The organism is Nocardia sp. CDC159 (assembly GCF_023740735.1).
Lineage (GTDB): Bacteria > Actinomycetota > Actinomycetes > Mycobacteriales > Mycobacteriaceae > Nocardia > Nocardia pulmonis.
Genome location: NZ_JAMRXH010000020.1, coordinates 14,929 through 33,573, shown reverse-complemented (window position 1 = coordinate 33,573; position 18,645 = coordinate 14,929). Strand labels below are relative to the sequence as shown.

The following is an 18,645-nucleotide window of genomic DNA, read 5'->3' as shown; positions in this document are numbered from 1 at the left end:
CCCACCGGGTTACACCCGGCCGACCGCGATCAGCGGTCGGCCGGGCCCGTCCCCCCGGGACGACTCGGTTTCGCAGGCGGACTCCGCATCGTGGTCGAGGATGCGGCCGAAGAGACGAATCAACGCCTGCTCCAAACTGATTCCCAATTCGGCCGCGCGGAAGGCCGACAGCTCGTAGGCCACCCGGTTGTGTACCAGCCGGGGGTCGCTGAGGGTTTCGTCGAGCACCATTCCGCTGATGGCCTGGTCGCGGGTGAGCGCGACCTCCGGCAGCCAACTGAGCGACCAGTAACCGCCGGTCGCGGTCGGAAGGTACTGTGCGAATTCGGGAGTGACATCGCTGGTGATCAACCAGGCGCTGATCCGAAGTGTCATAGATCTTGCCCTCGTCGAGAAGAGTGCTGCGGGAAGCTGCTTCGGCTTGGTGCGAGTCGTCGCGCCGGAGCGAGGTATCCGGGTCGGGCACCTCCTCGGTTGTCGAGGCCATCGATTCGCGGAAAGCGATGGCGATGACTAAATGCTACGAATCGCCCAATGTGAGTGTCAATGTAAGCTCCGTGCCACATTTGGATATTTTTGTAACCATCGTGATTACGAAAAGTCAGTGTGGACACTGACTGTCGAGATTGAGCCGCGCTATGGATGATCTTTGCGTGAAATCACGCCTGTGCGTGCGCTTTCGGGCGATCCGGATCGCCGCGAAGCCGATTCGTGTATCACTACAAACACCGTTCGAACGGTGTAGTGCCCCAGAAAAGAGTGGCTTGTTGAGCGATTGACACATGCGGGCATATATGTGGCTAGAATCGGGCACCGTGACACTCTCTGGGCGCGCAGGTGGGGAGCCGATCGGAAACCTGGTTCGCCGCCTCCGGACGGAGCGGGGCTACACCCAGGCGGCCCTCGCGAAAAAAGCGGACTGCTCCCGCAGCCTGATCCAGCAGATCGAGAACGGGACCCGGGTGCCCCCGCTGGCGCTACGCGAACGGCTGAGTTCGGCGCTGGGCGAGGAGCTTCCGATGGCCGCCGTGCCGGACGCCACCGCCGAGCCCACCGGCGGACACTACGACCTGCGCATGCGTTTCAACATCCTGCTGGGCAAGGATCCGGAGGTGGTCGAGCGGGTGCTGTCGATCGCGCAGAGCGTGATCGACGCGCGGGTCGCCCCCGAGGACATCGAGCCGCTGCGGCTCATCGCCGCCCGCCAGCTCGACCGCGCCGAGGAGATCCTGGCCCAGATCCCGTCCCGCAGCGCGACGGTGTGGGAGTGGAACACGATCAACGACTGGCTGACCATCCTCGAGCAGGCCGAGCGCTCCATCCGCGCGATCCACACCGCCGACCTGGGCACCATCGGCGGTGACGTCGGCGACGACTACCACTCGGCCATCGTCCGGCTCGCCGACAATGTGCACGAGCCGAAGGTTCAGGTGCGCCGGATGTACGTGCTGGACCGCATCGAGGACGTCTGGCCCTACGACGACAAGTTGTGGCGGCAGGTCCGCTCCGGTGTGGAAAGCGTTCTGGTCAAACGTGAACACGCGCGCAACGCCCAGAGCATGCTGGTCGTCGACGATCGCTACGTATGCATCGGTGAGTACGACTACTCGCGCCAGGCGCGAGTCGCGACCCGGTTCTCGGCGCTCAAGCACGATGTGGCCTTCGCCGTGCGGCGCTTCGAGAAGCTGTACGAACTGCGCCGGATGGGGTCGGCGATCGTCGTCGACGACATCGTGTCGACCCCGCCGCTGGCCGAATTCGAGCGGCTCACCCAGGGCAACTGTCGGGCACTGTTCCGCGAGGCGCTGGCACACGCCTGGGACGGGGTGCCCGCGCCGGGTGAGACGGCCACGGAAGCCGGTCGGTCGTGACCGGGACTCGGACCAGGCCCGAGGTGACGGGCCTGGCGGCCCGCTCGGAGGCGCGCAAACGGGAAGTGCGGCAGTCCTTTCCGAGTTCGCCCGGCTTCGAGGGCACCGCGGGGCGTCGGTACACCGGGGTGGTCGACGCCTACCACGGCGAGACCGGCCTGCCGATCCACCCGAGCGCGGCCGCCGCGTTGGAGCGGGCCTGGCGGGAGGTCGTGACCGGGCATCCGGCGCCGGACTATCTCGACGGACTGCTCTACGACAAGCGCCAGCCGCTGGTGCTGCGGGAACTGGCCGCGCAGCGGCTGTTTCGGCGGCTGCGGAATCCGGCGGACGGGGTGCCGGGCGTGCGGGTGGCGCCGGACGAGGTGGTGGTCTGCCCGTATTCGAGCACGATGCTGCTCGAGGAGGCCATCGCGACGCTGGCGCGGCCCGGCGGCGTCATCGTATGCCCGGAGGGCTTCTACAAGAGCGCCGGTCCGCACATCCAGAAGTTCGGCCTGCGCATCATCGCGTGCCCCGCGACGCCGGACGACGAGTTCAAGATCTGCCCCGAAGCGCTGGCCTCCTGTCTGGCCGAGTACCGGGCCCGCGGCGAGCTGTGCGGGGTGATGCTCACGCTGCCCGGCAATCCCGTGGTGGCGCGGTATTCGACGGCGGAGGTGCTGGCGATCGGGCGGGTGCTGGCCGAGGCGGACGTGCCGGTCATCTGCGATATGGCCTTCGACCAGATGGTGGCCGAATATGTGCCGATCGCCGCGGTCGAGGTCTCGACCGCGCGCGGGCCGGTGCGGCTCTACGACCGGGTGCTGTCGATCACCGGGAATTCCAAGGGTTACAACGCCTTCGGGCCATGCAAGATGGGTGCCGCCTGCACCGGCGATACCGAGTGGCTGACGCGGCTGCGGGCGCGGCTGACCGTGGCGTTCCAGCGCGAGACGACGCATCTGGCCCGCGCGGTCATCGAGCACACCCCGGAGGAGTACTTCCGGGACAACCGCGCGGTGATGCGCGCGCAGCTGGCCCGGGTCATGGACGTGATCGAGGGTATCAATCGGCGGCTCGGCCCGGATACGTTGCGACCGTTGGGCATTGCCGAGGGCATGTTCGTCTCGCTGGTGATCGACGAAACCCTGCTCACCGCCGCGGGCATCGATACCGGCGCCCAACTCGAGGATGTGCTGCTGGCCGTGGCCGGAATCGACAGCGTGGCCCTGGACCGCACCGGCTCCCCCCGCCGCGGCGTCCGGCTCAATGTCCTGGCGCCGCGCAAGGCTCCGGGCATGGAATCGCCGGAGCTGATCGGGGAGCTGTTCGATCGCCTGGAACGGCTCGTCGCAGATCTGGGCCGCGGCCTGACCTACCGGGAGGCGCTGGCCGGGCGCGGCCTGCCGGTGCTGGACGCGCAGGAGTGGCCGTGATCGTCGGGGTGTTGCGGGAGACCGCTGCCCGGGAACGCCGGGTCGCCCTCACCCCGGACGGGGTGCGCCGATTGGCCGCCGACGGTGTCGGGGTCGTGGTGCAAAGCGGCGCAGGCGGTTTCGCGGGATTCGACGATGCGGCCTATCGGGTGGCGGGGGCGTATACGACCGAGACAGCCGCGGCGGTCTTCGCGCGCAGCGATGTGGTGGCCTGGGTGAAACCGCCCGCCTTCCCGCTGGAGGCGGTGCCGCACCGGCCGGGTCTGACCCTGGTCGGATTCCAGGATCCGGTCCAGCGCGCGGCGCAGATCGCCCAGTTGCGCGGGCTGGGCGTGGAATCCATTGCCTTCGAATCGGTCTCGGCCACCGAGCTGCCCGATGCCGACGCGCTCACCGCGATGAGCCGGATCGCGGGCGGGGTCGCCTATCGCGCGGGCCGCCGGTTGCTGGCCGCGAGTACGCGCAGGCGGCCGATCCGCAGCATGATTCTCGGCTGCGGCCAGGCCGGGCTGTCGGCCCTGACCACCGCGCACGCGTGCGGCGACGAACCCCCCGTGCTGATCGGCAACCGCCCGGCCCAGCAGACCCCCGTGAACGCCTCGGGCCCGGCGACATTCGTGCTGAATCCGAACGGTGACCGGGCGACGATCGTCGACCGCATCGTGGCGGACAAACCAGATCTGGTGATCTGCGCCGCCGCCCGGCGCGGAGTCCGCGCGCCGATCCTGCTGGACGAGCGGGCGCTGGCGGCGCTCGGGCCGGGAGCGGTCGTGGTGGATCTGGTCGCCAAGGCGGGCGGCAACTGCACGGCCACCGTGGCCGACGCGACGGTGATCCTGCCCAGCGGTGTACTCGTCACGCACCGCTCGAATTATCCGTCGCGCCGCCCCGCGGCCGCCAGCCGCGCCTACAGCGCCGCCACCGTCGCCATGATCCTGCGGCTGTTGGGTCGCTAACGGCGTCGGTGCTCGCGCCCGGCGTTCCAGCGCTGCTCGAGCGCGCCGCGGAACAGGGCGCGGCAGTTGCCGTCGTCGAGGTCCTCGAACTCGGCCAGCGGCGGGTGCGCGACGAGCTCGTCGACCGGAACCGCCGAGCCCGCCCGCGAGAGCTCGTAGAGCCGCTCGAAGCGGCGCACCGCGAACGCCACGTCCTGCGGCAGCCCGGAAAACCTGGTGGCGACCCGGGATTGGCGGGAGTAGTCGTATTCACCCACGGCGACATAGCGGTCGTCGACGACCAGCATGCTCTGCGCATTGCGCGCGGCCTCGCGCCGGACCAGCAGGCTCTCGATACCGCAGCGGGCCTGCTTCCACAGCTTGTCCTCGTACGGCCACACCTCGGAGATCTCGTCGAGCACGTACAGGCGGCGCACGGTCACCCGGGGCCGGGCGCGCTCGGCGAGGCGCAAGATCGCCGCGTGATAGTCGTCGCCGATATCGCCACTGATCGTGCCCAGGGATGCGGTGTGGATCGCCCGAATCGAGCGCGTGGCCCGGTCGAGGATGGTCAGCCAATCGGTGACCGTATTCCACTCCCACACGGTGACGCTACGCGAGGGGATCTGCACGATGAGTTCCTCCGCGCGTTCGAGCTGGCGCAGCGCGATCGCCTGCAGCGGAGTGAGATCCGGGTCGGCGCCGGCGGCGTCGGCCAACCCGAGCGCGATGCGCAGGGCGCGCTCGGCGAGGCCGGGATCCTTGCCCAGCAGTACGTTGAAGCGCATCCGCAGGTCGTAGAAGGGGCCGTCCGCGGCGCTGGGCGTGGTATCGAAACGGATCGGCGGAAGCTCCTGTCCCAGAACCAGACTCAGCCGTTCGCGCAGCGACAGCGTCGGCATCCGGCTGCCGTTCTCGATCTGCTGGACCAGACTGCGCGAACAGCCCACCCGGGCGGCCAGCGCGGTCTGGGTGTATCCGCGCTCGCGCCGGAGGCGGCGGATCAGATCGCCGATGTGTTCCGGTGGCGGATGCTCGGAATGTGTCATCAGTTCCAATTTTTGTCACGATGTCCGGCCGAATATATGGGATGAATCGGTCGCGGCGACGTGGGTGAATCGTGAAAGTCGCGGAGTGCCAGGCGCGTTGCGCGAGTTTCGGGCCGGTGCCGCTCGGCTCGCCCGGCAATCCTGCCACCGGAGCGCTCGCGGTGATTACGGGGTGGGCAAATGTCTTGTGTGGGTATCCCGAAAGGGCGGCGTGATCGCTTGGCCGGGAAATACCCGCTGATTACGCTCGATGATGTATTCGTTCGGGACAAGGGCAGACGAATGACACTCGAACTCACCCGCGCGGCGATCGTCAGCGACATCACTCCGGAAACCGCCGAGCTGATTTCCGGACCCGAGGGGGACTTCTGGACCCTGAGCTGGTTGCCTGGTCGCCGATTGACCCGCGAACAGGCCGTGCACGGCATGGTGCTCGACGAAATCCTCAGCGACCCAATGCTGCTCGACGACGCGGAGGCACTGGAACTGGCCGCCGTGCGGGCCGCGGAACTGGGACTCGAACTCGAGCGGGCGGTGACCCTGCTGTGCCTACGGGTGGTGCACCGGCTCTCGCCCGCCGCGTGAGAGGTGTCGGTGGGCGTGGGTAGCGTGGCCACCATGACGAGCGCGGAGGTTCTGATCGATGCGTACGAACGGATTCGTGAGGTGGTGCACCACACGGTCGACGGCCTGGGCGCGCAGGCGCTGACCTTCCGCATCGACCCGGCGGCCAACTCCATCGCCTGGCTGATCTGGCATCTGACTCGCGTCCAGGACGATCACCTCGCCGAGGTGGCGGGTGTGGAACAGGTCTGGACCGCGCACGGCTGGTACGACCGCTTCGGGCTGTCGCTGGACCCGGGCGACACCGGCTACGGCCACGGCCCGGCCGAGGTGGCCGCGGTCACCGCATCGGCCGAACTGCTCACCGGCTACTACGACGCGGTGCACGAACAGACGCTGCGCTTCCTACAAGGTCTCACCGATGCCGATCTGCCCCGCATCGTCGACCGTCGCTGGGACCCGCCGGTCACGCTGGGGGTGCGCCTGGTGAGCGTCATCTCCGACGATCTGCAGCACGCGGGCCAGGCGGCCTATCTGCGCGGCGTCTTCGACCGCCGCAACGGCTGAACGCCTACCCGGCTCGTCCGGCCGGGATCGTCGGGCGGATCAGACGAATTCGCGCGGGGGCGCGGGCAGGTCCACCTCGGTCTCGGTCGTGCCGTCACCGTCCGGATAGCGGTGGCGGCGGTTGTAGACGACGCTGCTCAGATAGGCGGCGACGATGAGGGCCACGCCGACCAGGCCGGTGATGATCTCGTCGATGTGATGGCCGGTCTCGTAGAGCAGGACGAACGCCAGGGCGCCGATCGCCCAGTGCGCGCCGTGCTCGAGATAGACGTACTCCGAGAGCGTGCCCTTGCGCACCAGGTAGACCGTGATCGAGCGGACGAACATCGCGCCGATCAGGCCCAGGCCCAGCGCGATGATGATCGGATCGGCGGTGATGGCGAACGCGCCGATCACACCGTCGAAGGAGAACGACGCGTCCAGCACCTCGAGGTAGAGGAAGGTGAAGAAGGCGGCCTTGCCGACCAGCACCGCGGCGGGCGAGGGGGCGCGGCCCTCCGCATCGATCTGATTGTCGAAGTGGTTGCCCAGCCCGTCGACCAGGATGTAGGTGACCATGCCCAGTACGCCCGCGACCATCACCACATCGGCCTTGTTGTCGGGGGCGATGAATCCGGCGATCAGCACCAGCGCGACGAGCGAGACGATGGTGGTGAACATGTTGAACCGCCCGAGCCGTCCCAGCGGGCGCTCCAGCCAGGACAGCCAGGTGATCTCGCGCTGGGTGCAGACGAAGTTCAGGAACAGCAACAGCAGGAACATGCCGCCGAAGGCGGCGATTTTGGGATTGGCCTCGTTGAGCAGCGTCTCGTAGCTCGGCCGCCCATCCGGGAAGTAGGCCGCGCCGCCGGGCGGCGGGTTCAGCGCCAGATCCAGCGCCTGCACCGGATCCAGGTGCGCGCCGATGGCCACGATCACCAGCGGGAAGACCAGCCGCATACCGAAGACCGCGATCAGCACGCCGATGGTCAGGAAGATTCGCTGCCAGAACACGCTCATCCGTTGCAGCACAGACGCGTTGACCACGGCGTTGTCGAACGACAGAGAGACCTCGAGCACGCCGAGGATCGCCGCCAGGACCAATGCCTCCGCGCCGCCGTAGACGAACGCGACCACCAGTGACAGCACGGTGACGATGATCGACAGGGCGAACACACGCACGAACATGGCCGATGCCTTTCGTTAGCCCGACACCCGCGGGGGATACGACTCCACGGGTAGCAGCAGTCAGGTGCTCGCAACCCTCACTTCGATTCTGCCAGCTGCGCTCGGGAGCTCACAATCGTTACCGACCGCCACTACCGGGATGTGCCCCTAGTACCACCCGTGCGCCTGCCAGAAGGCCCAGGCCGCGTTGGGGCTGCCGTAGCGCTTGTTCATATAGTCGTAGGCCCAACGGATCTGGGTGACCGGGTTGTAGGGCCAGTCCAGGCCGTGACTGGCCATCTTGTGCGGCGGCAGCGCCTGTGGCAGCCCGTACGCGCCGGAGGAGGGGTTGACCGCGAAGGTGTTCCAACCGCTTTCGCGGGTGATGATGTTGTCGAAGGCATCGAACTGATCGGGCGGGACGATGAAGCGGGCGATGGTCTTCGGCGCCAGCCGGAACAGCGGCAGCACCAGGCCCGCGGCCATGCCGATCATATTGGGCACGGCCAGCGCCAGAGATGACGAGATGTCGGATTCGGCTATGTCGGATTCGGTTATGTCGGATTCGGCGGTGTCGTATTTCGCGATGTCGTCCTCGGTGATCTCGATTGTGCAGTTCGCAGGGGAGCAGTCCGCCGCGGCGGGACCGGAACAGACCGACAACGCGCATACCGCCATGGCCGCAATGGCCAATTTCGCGATCGATCGCATTACCAAAGCAAATCATTAGTTACTGGATTTGTCCGGAATGTCCGCGGCGTGTCCCGGCTTCGGTGCGAAACCCGAAGGCGGATCGGGAATTATGATGGAGCCGAGGTCACAAGCGCTCGAAGGTGTCTCGGCGACGGCGAGCCGTGCGCCAGCATCAGGTCGTGCCAGCGCCGCAGCGGAATACCGCTCGGCCGATCCGCCGCGATTGCAGACATTTCCGAGTAACCCACGAAATAGGTGGACAGCTGCGTGGAGTCGAGCTGCGCCCGACGCCATTTTCCGGCCGCCTCGCCCGCCTCCTGGAATCCGCGGCGCAGCATCAGGTCCATCGCCTCGGCCTCGCTCATACCGTCGCAGTGGACGCCGTGATCGAGAATCGCGTTGATGGTCATGCGCAGGTGCGACTTCAGCTGCTGCAGGCGCACCGGCAGGCCGCCGAAGCCGTGCTCGGCCATGAGCTCCTCGGAATAGACGGCCCAGCCCTCGATGAACGTGCCGCTCTCGCAGACCGCCCGCACCGGTGTCGAGCCGCGGAAGCGGCGCGCGTGGGCCAGTTGCAGGAAATGGCCCGGCATCGCCTCGTGCACGGCCAGATTGCGCAGCATGTGGTTGTTGTATTCGCGGTAGAAGGACTGCACCTGCGCGGCGGGCCAGTCGTCGGGCGTCGGGGCGATGGCGTAGAAGGTTGGGGTGTCGGCGGTTTCGAGGGGGCCGACCGCATCGCAGTAGGCGACCGCGATGCCGCGGGCGAATTCCGGCATCACCTGCACCACCAGGGTATCGGGCACCGGGGTCACCAAATCGCGTGCGGCGACGAAGGTCTCGGCCTCCGCCAGCGCGATGCGGGCCTCGGCCACGACGGTGTCGTTGCCGGGTCGCTCGGTGGCCAGGCGATCCAGCGCGGACCGCACGGTCGCGTCGTCGGGACGGGCGACGCCGAGCAATTCGCCCGCGGCGGTACGGATCCGGTCGGTCAGCAGGTCGAGGTGGCGGTGCGCGTGGTCGAGGACGGCCGCTGCGCTCAGGTCGGTGTCCAGGCCGTGCCAGAGCTTGGCCTCCCACAGCCGACGGCCCAGCCGGGGGTCGCGGTCGGAGCGGTCGAGCCGCCGCGTCAGCCAGTCGGTGAATTCGGTGAGCGCGGCCGTGGCCGCCTCGACGACGGGGCGCACATCCGCACCCGGCACCTGCCCGGCCAGTGCGGGCACCTGATCGCGGACCAGCGCGATGACGCCACCGAACTGGCCGAGGGCGGTCTCGACGTGAATGCGCGGGCAGTCGGTCAGGGTCGCGCGCGCGGTGGCCAGGGCGTCCGGGACGGCCGCCAGCCGGGCCGAAACCGCCGCCAGCCGCTGCTCCGGCGGCGCGAACGGCCGGGCCAGCAGGCCGTACAGCAGCGGACCGGGATTGTGTACCAACGGATTCCACTCGTGCTCGCGGACCTCGCCGAGCAGGAACAGCCGCGCGTCCACCTCGCGTTGCAGCAGCGCCAGATCCACCCGGTCCTCGGCGTCCAGTTCGTCCTCGTCCACCTCCGCCAGCGCATGCGACGCCTCGCGCAGCATCGCGGCCTGTTCCCGTACCGCCTCCGCGGACCAGTCGGGCAGTCGATCGTCGGACCGATGATCACCGGCCATGGCGGCGACATGTGGATCCACCCGCAGCAGGGCGTCGACGATCCGTTCGGCCCGCTCCACGAAGCGCTGTGACATGCGGGCCACGCTACCGCCGCCCCGAATACCCGTTGGCGTCGCGGGGAGTGGGGTGACAATGCGGGTATGGACGATGCGGCGACGGAGTTGGTGGAACGGGCGCGGGCGGAGATCGTGCCGGGGCCCAATCGGTTTCTGGATCTGTTGGATTCGGGCCGGATGCCGCGAGAGCGGCTGAAAGCGCTTGCGGGCGAGCAGTTTCACATCCTGCGTAGCGATCTGCGCAGCTTCGCCCACTTCGTGACGCGCTTCCCGGATCCGCCCGCCGGTGATTTCTTCCTGGGGCTGGCCGGTGGCGAATCGGCGGCCCTGCGGCTGCTGCCGCTGTTCGGCGCGGCGGTCGGCATGAGCCAGGCCGACCTGCGGGGGTATCGGCCGCGGCCGATGGCCCAAGCATATCCGGCCTTCGTGGCGCAGCGGGCGCTGACGGGCGGACTCAGCGGGATGGCGCTGGCCATGCTGGCCAATCTCGACGAGTGGGGCGGGTACTGTGCCCGAACCGCGAATGCGCTTGTCTCCCAGTATGATTTGGGCGAGGACGAGGTTGACTTCTTCCGGTTCTTCGCCACCACCCCGCCCGGATTCGCCGAGCAGGCGGCCGCGGTGGTGGCCCAGGGCCTGCGCGCGGGCGAGGACGCGGAGCAGGCGCTGCACGACGCCCGGATGCTGCACGCCTACGAGTCCGCCTTCTGGGAGTCCCTGGCGCACAACGATTGACGGGTCAGCTGCCGCCCGCGGGGGGTACGCCGTGCGTCGCGCCCTGCGCGGGGCGGAAGCCCGCCCCGATGCCCTGGTTCGCGTCCAGATCGGCCTGGATGGCCGCCCAGGTGGTGCCCACCTCCGGGCCGAAGCAACCGACGGCCAGATAGGCGTTGACCATGCCCACCAGTGTCGAACCGGCGACCACGGGTGCGCCGGAATCGCCGGGCAGGACGCAGATCTGGGTCCAGGTCTCGGTGCCGCGCGCGAAGACGTCACCCCACACGATGCCGCAGTTGGTGCCGGTGGTGCGGCCCTTCTTGCAGACCGTGGCGGGGAACTGCGCGGGCGCGCCCACTCCGGTGATGCTGACCGAGCCCACCCGATCCGACGCCGCGACCCGGCGGGGATCGAATTCGATGACCGCGTAGTCGAGGTCGCGATTGCTGGTGGCGATCCGGCCCAGCACACCGGCGTTCGGGTCGGTCTCGGAGACCACGCTCTGGCCCGGCTCGCCACAGTGTCCGGCGGTCAGCCCGACCAGCCGGCCCGCGGCGTCGTGGCCGATGGTGGTCAGCGTGCACTCGGTCGTATTCGCGATCACGATGCCCGAACCGCCTCCGAGGATGGGCAACTCGGCCGCGGTGGCCGTACCCGGTGCGAGGGCGAGCGCGGCGGCCGCGGCCAGCGACCCGCACAACGGTGCGAGGGAACGCATGGGTCCTCCTGGGGTCGGGGCGGGCTCAGGCCGCCTGACGGGGACGCGATACCTCGAGAGCCTGGTCCTTCAGCGTTTGCAGTGTCTTTGCCAGTATCCGCGACACATGCATCTGCGATACCCCGAGTTCCTCGGCGATCTGGGTCTGGGTCTTGGCCTCGAAGTAGCGCAGGATCAGCGCCCGACGATCGCGCTCGGGCAGTTCCGCCAGCAGCGGCCGCACCGCCATGGCCTGTTCGACCAGCTCGTAGCAGGGCTCCTCGGAGCCGAGGCTGTCGCGCAGCGGCGTCGGCGAGTCCTCGCCGTCGTCGACGGTCGCCTCCAGGGAATCGGTCCGGTAGCCGTTCGCCGCGACCAGGGCGTTGGTGATCTCGGTCACCTCGACCTCCAGCTCCTCGGCGAGTTCGCGCGCGGTGGGCATGCGGCCCAGCCGCTGCGCCAGCTTCTCGGTGGTCGGGCCGATGAGCTGCTGGATCTCCTTGAGTCGGCGTGGGACCCGCACGGCCCAGGTGTTGTCGCGGAAGTAGCGCCGCACCTCGCCCATGACCGTGGGCACGGCGAAGGACAGGAAGTTCGCGCCGCGGGTGACGTCGTAGCGGTCCACCGCCAGGACCACGCCGACCCGGGCCACCTGCAGCAGATCCTCGAACGATTCCCCGCGCCCGGCGAACCGCCGCGCGATGTGCTCGGCCAGCGGCAGGCAGCGTTCGATCACCTCGTCGCGCAGGTGTCCGCGATGGGGATCGTCGGCGGCCAAACCGGCGAGCTTGTCGAACCAGGGCTCGATGTCGTCGTAGGTGTCCTTGCTCGTCCGAGACTCGTCACAACGGCTGCCAGCAGATTCCGTCATCATCCGAGTTCCCTCCGTGGTGCGACCGTGTGCGGTACGACAGTGTTCGATAACAGCCGGGTAACCGGCTTCTCCGGGGCCAAACGTGGGCGGCGGAAGTTGCCGCCGTGCCGGTCGGAGGCGGATTCCGGGCCGCCGCAATCCGTTGGTTGCTGAAAAGTTGCCTTAGTGCAATCGGCTCCGTCGGCCGCGCTTCACTCGTCGGGTTCGTCACGATGCGGCAGGACCGGTTCGTGGTCCTCGGGCTGGCCGTGTTCGATCTGATGGCCCCGGGCCAGTTCCGCATCCAATTGCGCGCCGAGCAGCACCGCGACGTTGGTGAGCCACAACCACACCAGGAACACCACCGCTCCGGCGAGCGAGCCGTACACCTTGTTGTAGGAGCCGAAATTGGTGGCGTAGACGGTGAATCCGGCCGAGGCGGCGATCCACAGCAGCACGGCCAGGGTGCTGCCCGGGGTGAGCCAGCGGAAGCCCAGCTGGCGGGCATTGGGCGAGGCCCAGTACAGCAGGGCGAAGGCGAGGCTGACCAGGATGATCAGGACCGGCCATTTGGCGATGTCCCACAGCAGGATTCCGGCCGAACCCAGTCCCAGCCAGCGGCCGACCCGATCGGCGACCCGGCCGGTGAGCACCACGCCGAGGGCGCAGACGGCCACCAGCAGCACCATGGTCGCGGTCAGGCTCACCCGCAGCGGCACGGTCTTCCAGATCGGCCGTCCCTCCTCGGTTCGGTAGATCGCGTTCGCCGCGCGAATGAACGCGCCGATATAGCCGGAGGCGGTCCACAGCGAGGTGCCCAGGCCCAGGATCGCCAGCGGCCCGGCCAGCGAGCGGGTGCCCTGCAACTGCTCGATGCCGTCGATCAGAAGCGCTGTGCCGCTGTTGTTTCCGAACTGACGGATGGTGTCGATCAACGATTGGGTGGCCGAGGGGCCGAGCAGTCCGAGTATCGCGGTCAGCACCAGCAGCCCCGGAAAGACCGACAGCACACTGTAATACGTCAGCGCCGCGGCCCAGTCGGTGATCTTGTTGTCCTGGAACTGCCGCACCGTCCGGCGCAGCACCCCCCACCATGCGTGCCAATCCAAATGGCTCGGCGCCGCGGGAACCGTCGTGCCGGACATGGCCCCACCTCCTGGTGACGTTGCCGGGCTACCCGTCGCGGGCCCGGACAAACCAAGCGCGTCGGGCGGCGATGATCGGAAACCGAAGCAGCGCAGCACCGTTCACCGGCGTCGTGGCCGTATCGACCCCTAGGCATCGAGGAGGATGCGATGGCGACCGGAGGATGATGCCGATCGCGACCGTGGGGCGATGCGTCGACGCCCGCGGAGTCTCCAGAATCGAGTGGTAGGAATCGGAACTCGTCGGACTGGAACGGATATGACGGTCGATGCGGAGGCGGGGGTTCGGCAGCTGGTCGATCACCACGGCCCGCGGCTGTGGGGACTGCTGGACTGGGTGCCGGGCGGCTGGCTCGGTCATGTGCTGGTGCTGCTGGCGATCGCCCTGGTCACCGGGTCGGTGGTGTGGTTGATCGGGCGCGGGACCACGGGTTCCGGGCGTGTCGGATTGAAATCCGACGACAACGGGTAATCCTGGGTCCAGGGCGGTCCGGCCGCGGACCCCGCTCCAGGAGGTAAGGCCATGTCAGCGACCTCGATCAACTCCTGTACACCGGCATACGAGCGGGCCCGGCGCCTGCTCGGCGGCGCCGATCCCGAGGTGCGGTCCAATTCCGGGCGGCGGCGATCCCACCGAAAGGTGTCGAAGTTCGACCAGTTGGCCGCGCGGCTGCGGGCCGCGGCGCTCGGTCGGGAAATCTCTGGCTAATCGAGTTGGTGTAATTTCACCTGCCGCTGGGCAATCCGGGGACAGCACGGTTTTCCGGTTCGCCATCCGACGAGAGGATCGGGGTGGTGCAGGTGATCGAGACGGTGCAGCCCCCACCGGGCATGGCCGATCTGTGGCTCGCGCAGTATCGGGATTGTTCCGCCGAGCCGATCGGACTGTCCCCGGCGAAGGCGCATTTTCTGCTGGTGGTGCATGCGGGTCACGGCCCGGAGTGTCGGCCCTATCTAGCGGCGGCCGCATTCCATGATTGTGACATGATGCACAACTATCGATGATCATTTTCATGTAGCTGCTGGTATCGCTTTGTCGGTGTTGTGCTGTTTGCTGATAGCACCACTCCGCGTCGATGCGGGCTCTTCGACGGGCCAGGCTGTCGCGGCCGGTCGAGGAAGGTTGCATGAGCGTCACCGTATTTCGCGCGGGCAGGCGTCGCCCGTGGCAGATGTTGTTGGGCCTCGTCGCCGTATGCGCCGTGGCCGCCGTTCAGTCGGGAGCGGTGGCCACGGCCGAACCGCAGCCCGTTCCCGTGCAGCCGGCACTGCCGTTCCCGGTGCCGCCCGCACCGCCGGAATTCGATCCGGCCTTCTACAACCCGCCCGCCGATGTGGTTGCCGCCAAGCAACCGGGCGACATCATTGCCGCGCGCGAGGTCCATCTGGCCTTCTATTCGGTGATTCCGTTCAATATCGATGCCTGGCAGCTGTCGTTCCGGTCGACCAATACCCGCGGTGAGCCGATCGCGGCCGTGACCACCGTGATGAAGCCGCGCGGTGACAACGGTGGGCAGCCCCGCAACCTGCTGTCGTATCAGTTCCCGGTGGACTCGCTGGCCAAGTACTGCGCGCCCTCGTACGCGCTGCAGCAGGCCTCGATTCCGGGTCAGATCACCGGCCAATTCGACATTCCGTTCGAGTTCGTGGCGCCGCTGACCGCGCTGGGCGCCGGGTGGGCGGTCGCGATGCCCGATCACGACGGACCGAACACCGCCTTCGCCGCGGGACCGCTGGAGGGGCGGATCACCCTCGACGGAATTCGCGCCGCGGAGAACTTCGCGCCCATGGGCCTGCCCGGCCGCGACACCAAGGTCGGCATGGCCGGATACTCCGGCGGCGCCATCGCCACCACGCACGCCGCCGAACTGCACGCCTCCTACGCGCCGGATCTGAATATCGTCGGTGCGATGTCCGGTGGCAATCAGCCCGATCTGCGCGACACCATCCGACTGGCCAACAACAACCTGGGCTCCGGCCTGATCCTGTCCGGCATGATCGGCGTCGCGCGTGAGTATCCCGAACTCGCCGAGTACTACCAGCAGCATATGAACGACTTCGGCAAGGCCCTGCTGGGGCCGCCGAAGAATTCGCTGTGCCTGTGGGGGGCGGGCATTCTGCCCTTCGTCAACATCGTGGGTCTGTTCGACAGCCCCAACCCGTTCGACGATCCGGTGCCCACCAAGGTTTTCGACGAGATCTCGCTGGGGCATTCGGTCCCCGATATGCCGGAGTTCCTGTATCAGTCCAACCCCGACGAGTTCGCTCCCGTCGGTGCGGTGAACCGGCTGGTGGAGAAGTACTGCCAGGATCCGAATGCCCGGCTCACCTATGTCAGGGACAATTTCAGCGAGCACATCTCGCTCGAAATACTCGCCATGCCAAGGGTTCTGGTGTGGCTGAAGGATCGCTTCGACGGCGTGCCGGTGCCCAACGGTTGCGATATCCGTCAGGAGGGCTCGATGACTTTGGATCCGGCGACCTGGCCGGTGTGGTTGCAGGGGGTGAACACGCTGCTCAGGGGGATTCTGCAGCAGCCGATCGGCAGCCGCTGAACAGGGCGTGGCGTAGCCCGGGACAGTGCCTCGCGCAGTAGCATTCGAAGCTGCTGCTCGAGGCACTTTTCGGGGTACCGGCAAGGTGAGGCAGGGTGGTATGGGCGTCATGCCGAAAATAGCCGGACTGGTCGTGGCCTGTTTCCTGGTTGCCGTGCAGTCGGGTGTGGTCGCGGCCGAACCGGTCGTGGACGAGGAAACCGATGCCGTTCCGGTGCAACCGGGCGGGCCGCTGCCGATTCCGCCGGAATTCGATCCCGCCTTCTACGATCCGCCCGCGGAGGTGGTCGCGGCCAAACAGCCCGGGGAGATCATCGCGGCGCGCGCGGTGACGCTGGCCGTCTATTCGACCGTGCCGTTGAATATCGACTCCTGGCAGCTGTCCTACCGCTCGACCAATACCCGCGGTGAGCCGATCGCGGCGGTGACCACGGTGATGAAGCCGCGCGGTGACAACGGCGGTGAACCGCGCAACCTGCTCTCGTTCCAGTTCCCGGTGGATTCCGGCGCCCGGTACTGCTCGCCGTCTTATGTGCTGCAGCACGGCTCGGTGGCGGGCAACATCATCGGCCAATTCGACGTGCCCTTCGAATTTCTCCTCGCTCCGGTCACCGCGCTCGGCGCCGGATGGGCGGTGGCGATTCCGGATCACGACGGTCCCCGAACCGCGTTCGCGGCCGGGCCGCTCGAAGGGCGGATCACCCTCGACGGCATTCGCGCCGCGCAGAACTTCGCGCCGATGGGTCTGTCCGGTACGCAGACGAAGGTCGGCATGGCCGGATACTCCGGCGGGGCCATCGCGACCAGCCATGCCGCCGAACTGCATGCCAGCTACGCACCCGAGCTGAATATCGTCGGCGCGGCGGTCGGCGGCAGTCAGCCCGATCTGCGGGCAACGCTGCTGAACGCCACCAACAACCTCGGTTCGGGGCTCATCCTGGGCGGTCTTTTCGGGGTCGCGCGGGAATATCCCGAACTCGCCCAATTCCTCGACGAGCATCTGACCCCGGCCGGTAAAGCCCTGCAGCCGGCGCATCGTTCACTGTGTCTGTACGCGGCCGGAATTCTGCCGTTCCTGAATCTCGAGAGCCTGTTCGATGTGCCCGATGTGCTCGAGCATCCGGTGGTGAAGTCGGTGCTGCACAAGGTTTCCCTGGGGCATGCGGTGCCGGATGTGCCGATGTTCTTCTATCAGTCGAAGAACGACGAGTTCGCGCCGGTGGAACCGGTGACCCGGCTGGTGCGGGAGTATTACTGCCGCGATTCCGAGATCCGGCTGGCCTATATCCGCGACATGCTCAGCGAACATCTCGCCTTGCAGACCCTGGCCGCGCCGCGGGTGCTGCTGTGGCTGGAGGATCGTTTCGAGGGTGTCCCGATGCCGGGGGGCTGCATGCTCAGCGAGGAGACCTCGATGGCGCTGGATCCGGCGACCTGGCCGGTATGGCTGAAGGGTGCGGGCAATCTACTGGCCGGGGTGGTGCAGCAGCGCATCGGCAGCAAGGAGCACGCCTATCCGATCAGGCCCAGCGCCTCGGTCGGCGATCGCTGACCCGTTCCCGGGGCGACCACGATGCTGTAGGACTGCGCCAGCGACTCCGCCACGAGGGCATCGACATCGGCGCGGGCCTCGACCTCGACCAGTTCGGCGGGCGTGGCGCGGGTGCTGACCTCGGGCGGGGTGAACAACCGGCAGCAGTCCTCGTCGGGCAGCGTGGAGATGTCGCAGGTGCCGATGCGGCGGGCCTCGGCGATGATCTCCTGCTTGTCCCAGCCGATCAGCGGGCGCAGCACCGGCAATTCGGCGGCGTCGTCGGTGGCGACGAGATTGGCCAGGGTCTGGCTCGCGACCTGGCCGAGACTGTCCCCGGTCACCAGCACCTGGTTGTTGTGGCGGCGGGCCAGGCGCTCGGCGACGCGTAGATACAGGCGGCGATGCGCCACGGTCTGCAGCGGCCCGGAGCCCGCGGTGGCCAGCGCCTTCTGCGCCCGGCCGATCGGAACGACGTGCAGCCGGGCCCGCGGCTGATAGCGCGCGAGTTGGAAGGCCAGCGCGTAGGCCTTGTAGGTGGAGGCGGGGTCGGTGTAGGGCGCTCCGGTGAAATGCACGTAGTCGCACTGCAAACCGCGCCGCATCGACCGGTACGCGGCGACGGGGGAGTCGTAGCCGCCCGACAGCAGCACCAGGGCGCGACCGGTGCAGCCCACCGGCAGGCCGCCCTGTCCCGGTAATCGGTCGACCGAGACGAAGATCTCGGTGGGATCGACCTCGACCACCACCGGCAGTTGCGGATTGCGCAGGTCGACGGTCCAGCCGAATTCGCGGCAGACGCGTGCGCCGATGTAGGCGGCCAGTTGGTCGGAGGTGAGCGGAAAGGTCTTGCCGCGCCGCCGCACGCGCACGGCGAAGGTCGGGGACTGCTCCTTGTGATCGCGCAGCAGGTCGATGGCCGCCTCGGCCGCGGCCTCGGGGGTGAACGGGACCCGCACCGCGGGCTGGACCACGCTCAGCCCCATGACCTGCTGCAGGCGGCGGGTGAGCTCCTCCGGGCCCAGGTGCGGTGCGGAGACGATGAGAAAGCCACCGCGGCGGCGGATGTCGATCCGACGTCCGCCGAGCGCGCGGCGCATATTGCGGATCAGCGTGTTCTCGAACCAGCGCTGATTGCGGCCCTTGAGCGTGATCTCGCCGAATTTGGCCAGCACACAGGTCGCGGGATCCATCG

Annotated in this window: 20 protein-coding genes; 11 read left to right on the top strand and 9 right to left on the bottom strand. The window is 68.0% G+C overall.

Annotated elements, in window-relative coordinates:
* Positions 1–9: 9 nt before the first annotated feature.
* A complete protein-coding gene (locus NDR87_RS31870) occupies positions 10–375 on the bottom strand; it encodes a hypothetical protein (RefSeq protein ID WP_251917551.1) in 366 nt (121 codons plus the stop codon).
* Positions 376–815: 440 nt separating this feature from the next.
* Here NDR87_RS31870 and NDR87_RS31865 point away from each other — a divergent pair, with 440 nt between their 5' ends.
* From NDR87_RS31865 to NDR87_RS31855, 3 genes are read left to right on the top strand one after another with little or no spacing between them, the layout of a single operon-like run.
* The gene (locus NDR87_RS31865) at positions 816–1,871 is read left to right on the top strand and encodes a helix-turn-helix transcriptional regulator (RefSeq protein ID WP_251917549.1); all 1,056 of its coding nucleotides are present in this window, start codon (positions 816–818) and stop codon (positions 1,869–1,871) included.
* Positions 1,868–3,289, top strand: coding sequence for a pyridoxal phosphate-dependent aminotransferase (locus tag NDR87_RS31860; RefSeq protein ID WP_251917548.1), 1,422 nt, complete (start codon positions 1,868–1,870; stop codon positions 3,287–3,289). Before NDR87_RS31865 ends, NDR87_RS31860 begins: the two co-directional genes overlap by 4 nt.
* Positions 3,286–4,245 carry a hypothetical protein gene (locus NDR87_RS31855; protein WP_251917545.1) on the top strand — a complete coding sequence of 320 codons (960 nt, stop codon included), beginning with the start codon at positions 3,286–3,288 and terminating at the stop codon, positions 4,243–4,245. Before NDR87_RS31860 ends, NDR87_RS31855 begins: the two co-directional genes overlap by 4 nt.
* Here NDR87_RS31855 and NDR87_RS31850 read toward each other — a convergent pair.
* Positions 4,242–5,273, bottom strand: a complete 1,032-nt coding sequence (locus tag NDR87_RS31850; protein ID WP_251917544.1) for a helix-turn-helix transcriptional regulator — start codon at positions 5,271–5,273, stop codon at positions 4,242–4,244. The two genes, NDR87_RS31855 and NDR87_RS31850, sit on opposite strands and share 4 nt — an antisense overlap.
* 282 nt (positions 5,274–5,555) lie before the next feature.
* Between NDR87_RS31850 and NDR87_RS31845 the strand changes: the two genes are divergently transcribed.
* Both NDR87_RS31845 and NDR87_RS31840 read left to right on the top strand, forming a co-directional pair.
* Positions 5,556–5,858 carry a hypothetical protein gene (locus NDR87_RS31845; protein ID WP_251917543.1) on the top strand — a complete coding sequence of 101 codons (303 nt, stop codon included), beginning with the start codon at positions 5,556–5,558 and terminating at the stop codon, positions 5,856–5,858.
* A gap of 33 nt (positions 5,859–5,891) precedes the next feature.
* Positions 5,892–6,404 carry a DUF664 domain-containing protein gene (locus NDR87_RS31840; RefSeq protein WP_286014277.1) on the top strand — a complete coding sequence of 171 codons (513 nt, stop codon included), beginning with the start codon at positions 5,892–5,894 and terminating at the stop codon, positions 6,402–6,404.
* Positions 6,405–6,443: 39 nt separating this feature from the next.
* On the opposite strand, the gene NDR87_RS31835 is transcribed toward NDR87_RS31840, so the two are convergent.
* The 3 genes from NDR87_RS31835 to NDR87_RS31825 form a co-directional block, all read right to left on the bottom strand.
* A complete protein-coding gene (locus tag NDR87_RS31835) occupies positions 6,444–7,571 on the bottom strand; it encodes a DUF475 domain-containing protein (RefSeq protein WP_251917542.1) in 1,128 nt (375 codons plus the stop codon).
* A gap of 147 nt (positions 7,572–7,718) precedes the next feature.
* Positions 7,719–8,261, bottom strand: a complete 543-nt coding sequence (locus NDR87_RS31830) for a transglycosylase SLT domain-containing protein (RefSeq protein ID WP_251917541.1) — start codon at positions 8,259–8,261, stop codon at positions 7,719–7,721.
* Between the two features lie 89 nt (positions 8,262–8,350).
* Positions 8,351–9,970, bottom strand: a complete 1,620-nt coding sequence (locus tag NDR87_RS31825; protein WP_251917540.1) for a DUF885 domain-containing protein — start codon at positions 9,968–9,970, stop codon at positions 8,351–8,353.
* Between the two features lie 66 nt (positions 9,971–10,036).
* Here NDR87_RS31825 and NDR87_RS31820 point away from each other — a divergent pair, with 66 nt between their 5' ends.
* Positions 10,037–10,687 carry a hypothetical protein gene (locus tag NDR87_RS31820; RefSeq protein WP_251917539.1) on the top strand — a complete coding sequence of 217 codons (651 nt, stop codon included), beginning with the start codon at positions 10,037–10,039 and terminating at the stop codon, positions 10,685–10,687.
* A 4-nt stretch (positions 10,688–10,691) separates the two neighbouring features.
* Here NDR87_RS31820 and NDR87_RS31815 read toward each other — a convergent pair whose 3' ends face one another.
* From NDR87_RS31815 to NDR87_RS31805, 3 genes are all read right to left on the bottom strand, one after another.
* A complete protein-coding gene (locus NDR87_RS31815) occupies positions 10,692–11,387 on the bottom strand; it encodes a S1 family peptidase (protein WP_251917538.1) in 696 nt (231 codons plus the stop codon).
* A 25-nt stretch (positions 11,388–11,412) separates the two neighbouring features.
* Positions 11,413–12,240, bottom strand: a complete 828-nt coding sequence (locus tag NDR87_RS31810; protein WP_372494353.1) for an RNA polymerase sigma factor SigF — start codon at positions 12,238–12,240, stop codon at positions 11,413–11,415.
* 191 nt (positions 12,241–12,431) lie between these two features.
* Positions 12,432–13,364 (bottom strand): YihY/virulence factor BrkB family protein, encoded by a 933-nt coding sequence (locus tag NDR87_RS31805; RefSeq protein ID WP_251917536.1) that lies wholly within the window; start codon positions 13,362–13,364, stop codon positions 12,432–12,434.
* A 259-nt stretch (positions 13,365–13,623) separates the two neighbouring features.
* Between NDR87_RS31805 and NDR87_RS31800 the strand changes: the two genes are divergently transcribed.
* From NDR87_RS31800 to NDR87_RS31780, 5 genes are all read left to right on the top strand, one after another.
* Positions 13,624–13,836, top strand: a complete 213-nt coding sequence (locus NDR87_RS31800; protein WP_251917535.1) for a hypothetical protein — start codon at positions 13,624–13,626, stop codon at positions 13,834–13,836.
* Between the two features lie 51 nt (positions 13,837–13,887).
* Positions 13,888–14,073 (top strand): hypothetical protein, encoded by a 186-nt coding sequence (locus NDR87_RS31795; protein WP_251917534.1) that lies wholly within the window; start codon positions 13,888–13,890, stop codon positions 14,071–14,073.
* An 86-nt stretch (positions 14,074–14,159) separates the two neighbouring features.
* A complete protein-coding gene (locus NDR87_RS31790) occupies positions 14,160–14,369 on the top strand; it encodes a hypothetical protein (RefSeq protein WP_251917533.1) in 210 nt (69 codons plus the stop codon).
* A gap of 122 nt (positions 14,370–14,491) precedes the next feature.
* Positions 14,492–15,919, top strand: coding sequence for a lipase family protein (locus NDR87_RS31785; RefSeq protein WP_251917532.1), 1,428 nt, complete (start codon positions 14,492–14,494; stop codon positions 15,917–15,919).
* Positions 15,920–16,028: 109 nt separating this feature from the next.
* Positions 16,029–17,471, top strand: coding sequence for a lipase family protein (locus tag NDR87_RS31780; RefSeq protein ID WP_251941280.1), 1,443 nt, complete (start codon positions 16,029–16,031; stop codon positions 17,469–17,471).
* On the opposite strand, the gene thiI is transcribed toward NDR87_RS31780, so the two are convergent.
* On the bottom strand, positions 17,432–18,643 hold the full coding sequence (gene thiI, locus NDR87_RS31775; RefSeq protein ID WP_251917530.1) for a tRNA uracil 4-sulfurtransferase ThiI: 1,212 nt from the start codon (positions 18,641–18,643) through the stop codon (positions 17,432–17,434). The two genes, NDR87_RS31780 and thiI, sit on opposite strands and share 40 nt — an antisense overlap.
* Positions 18,644–18,645 lie beyond the last annotated feature (2 nt).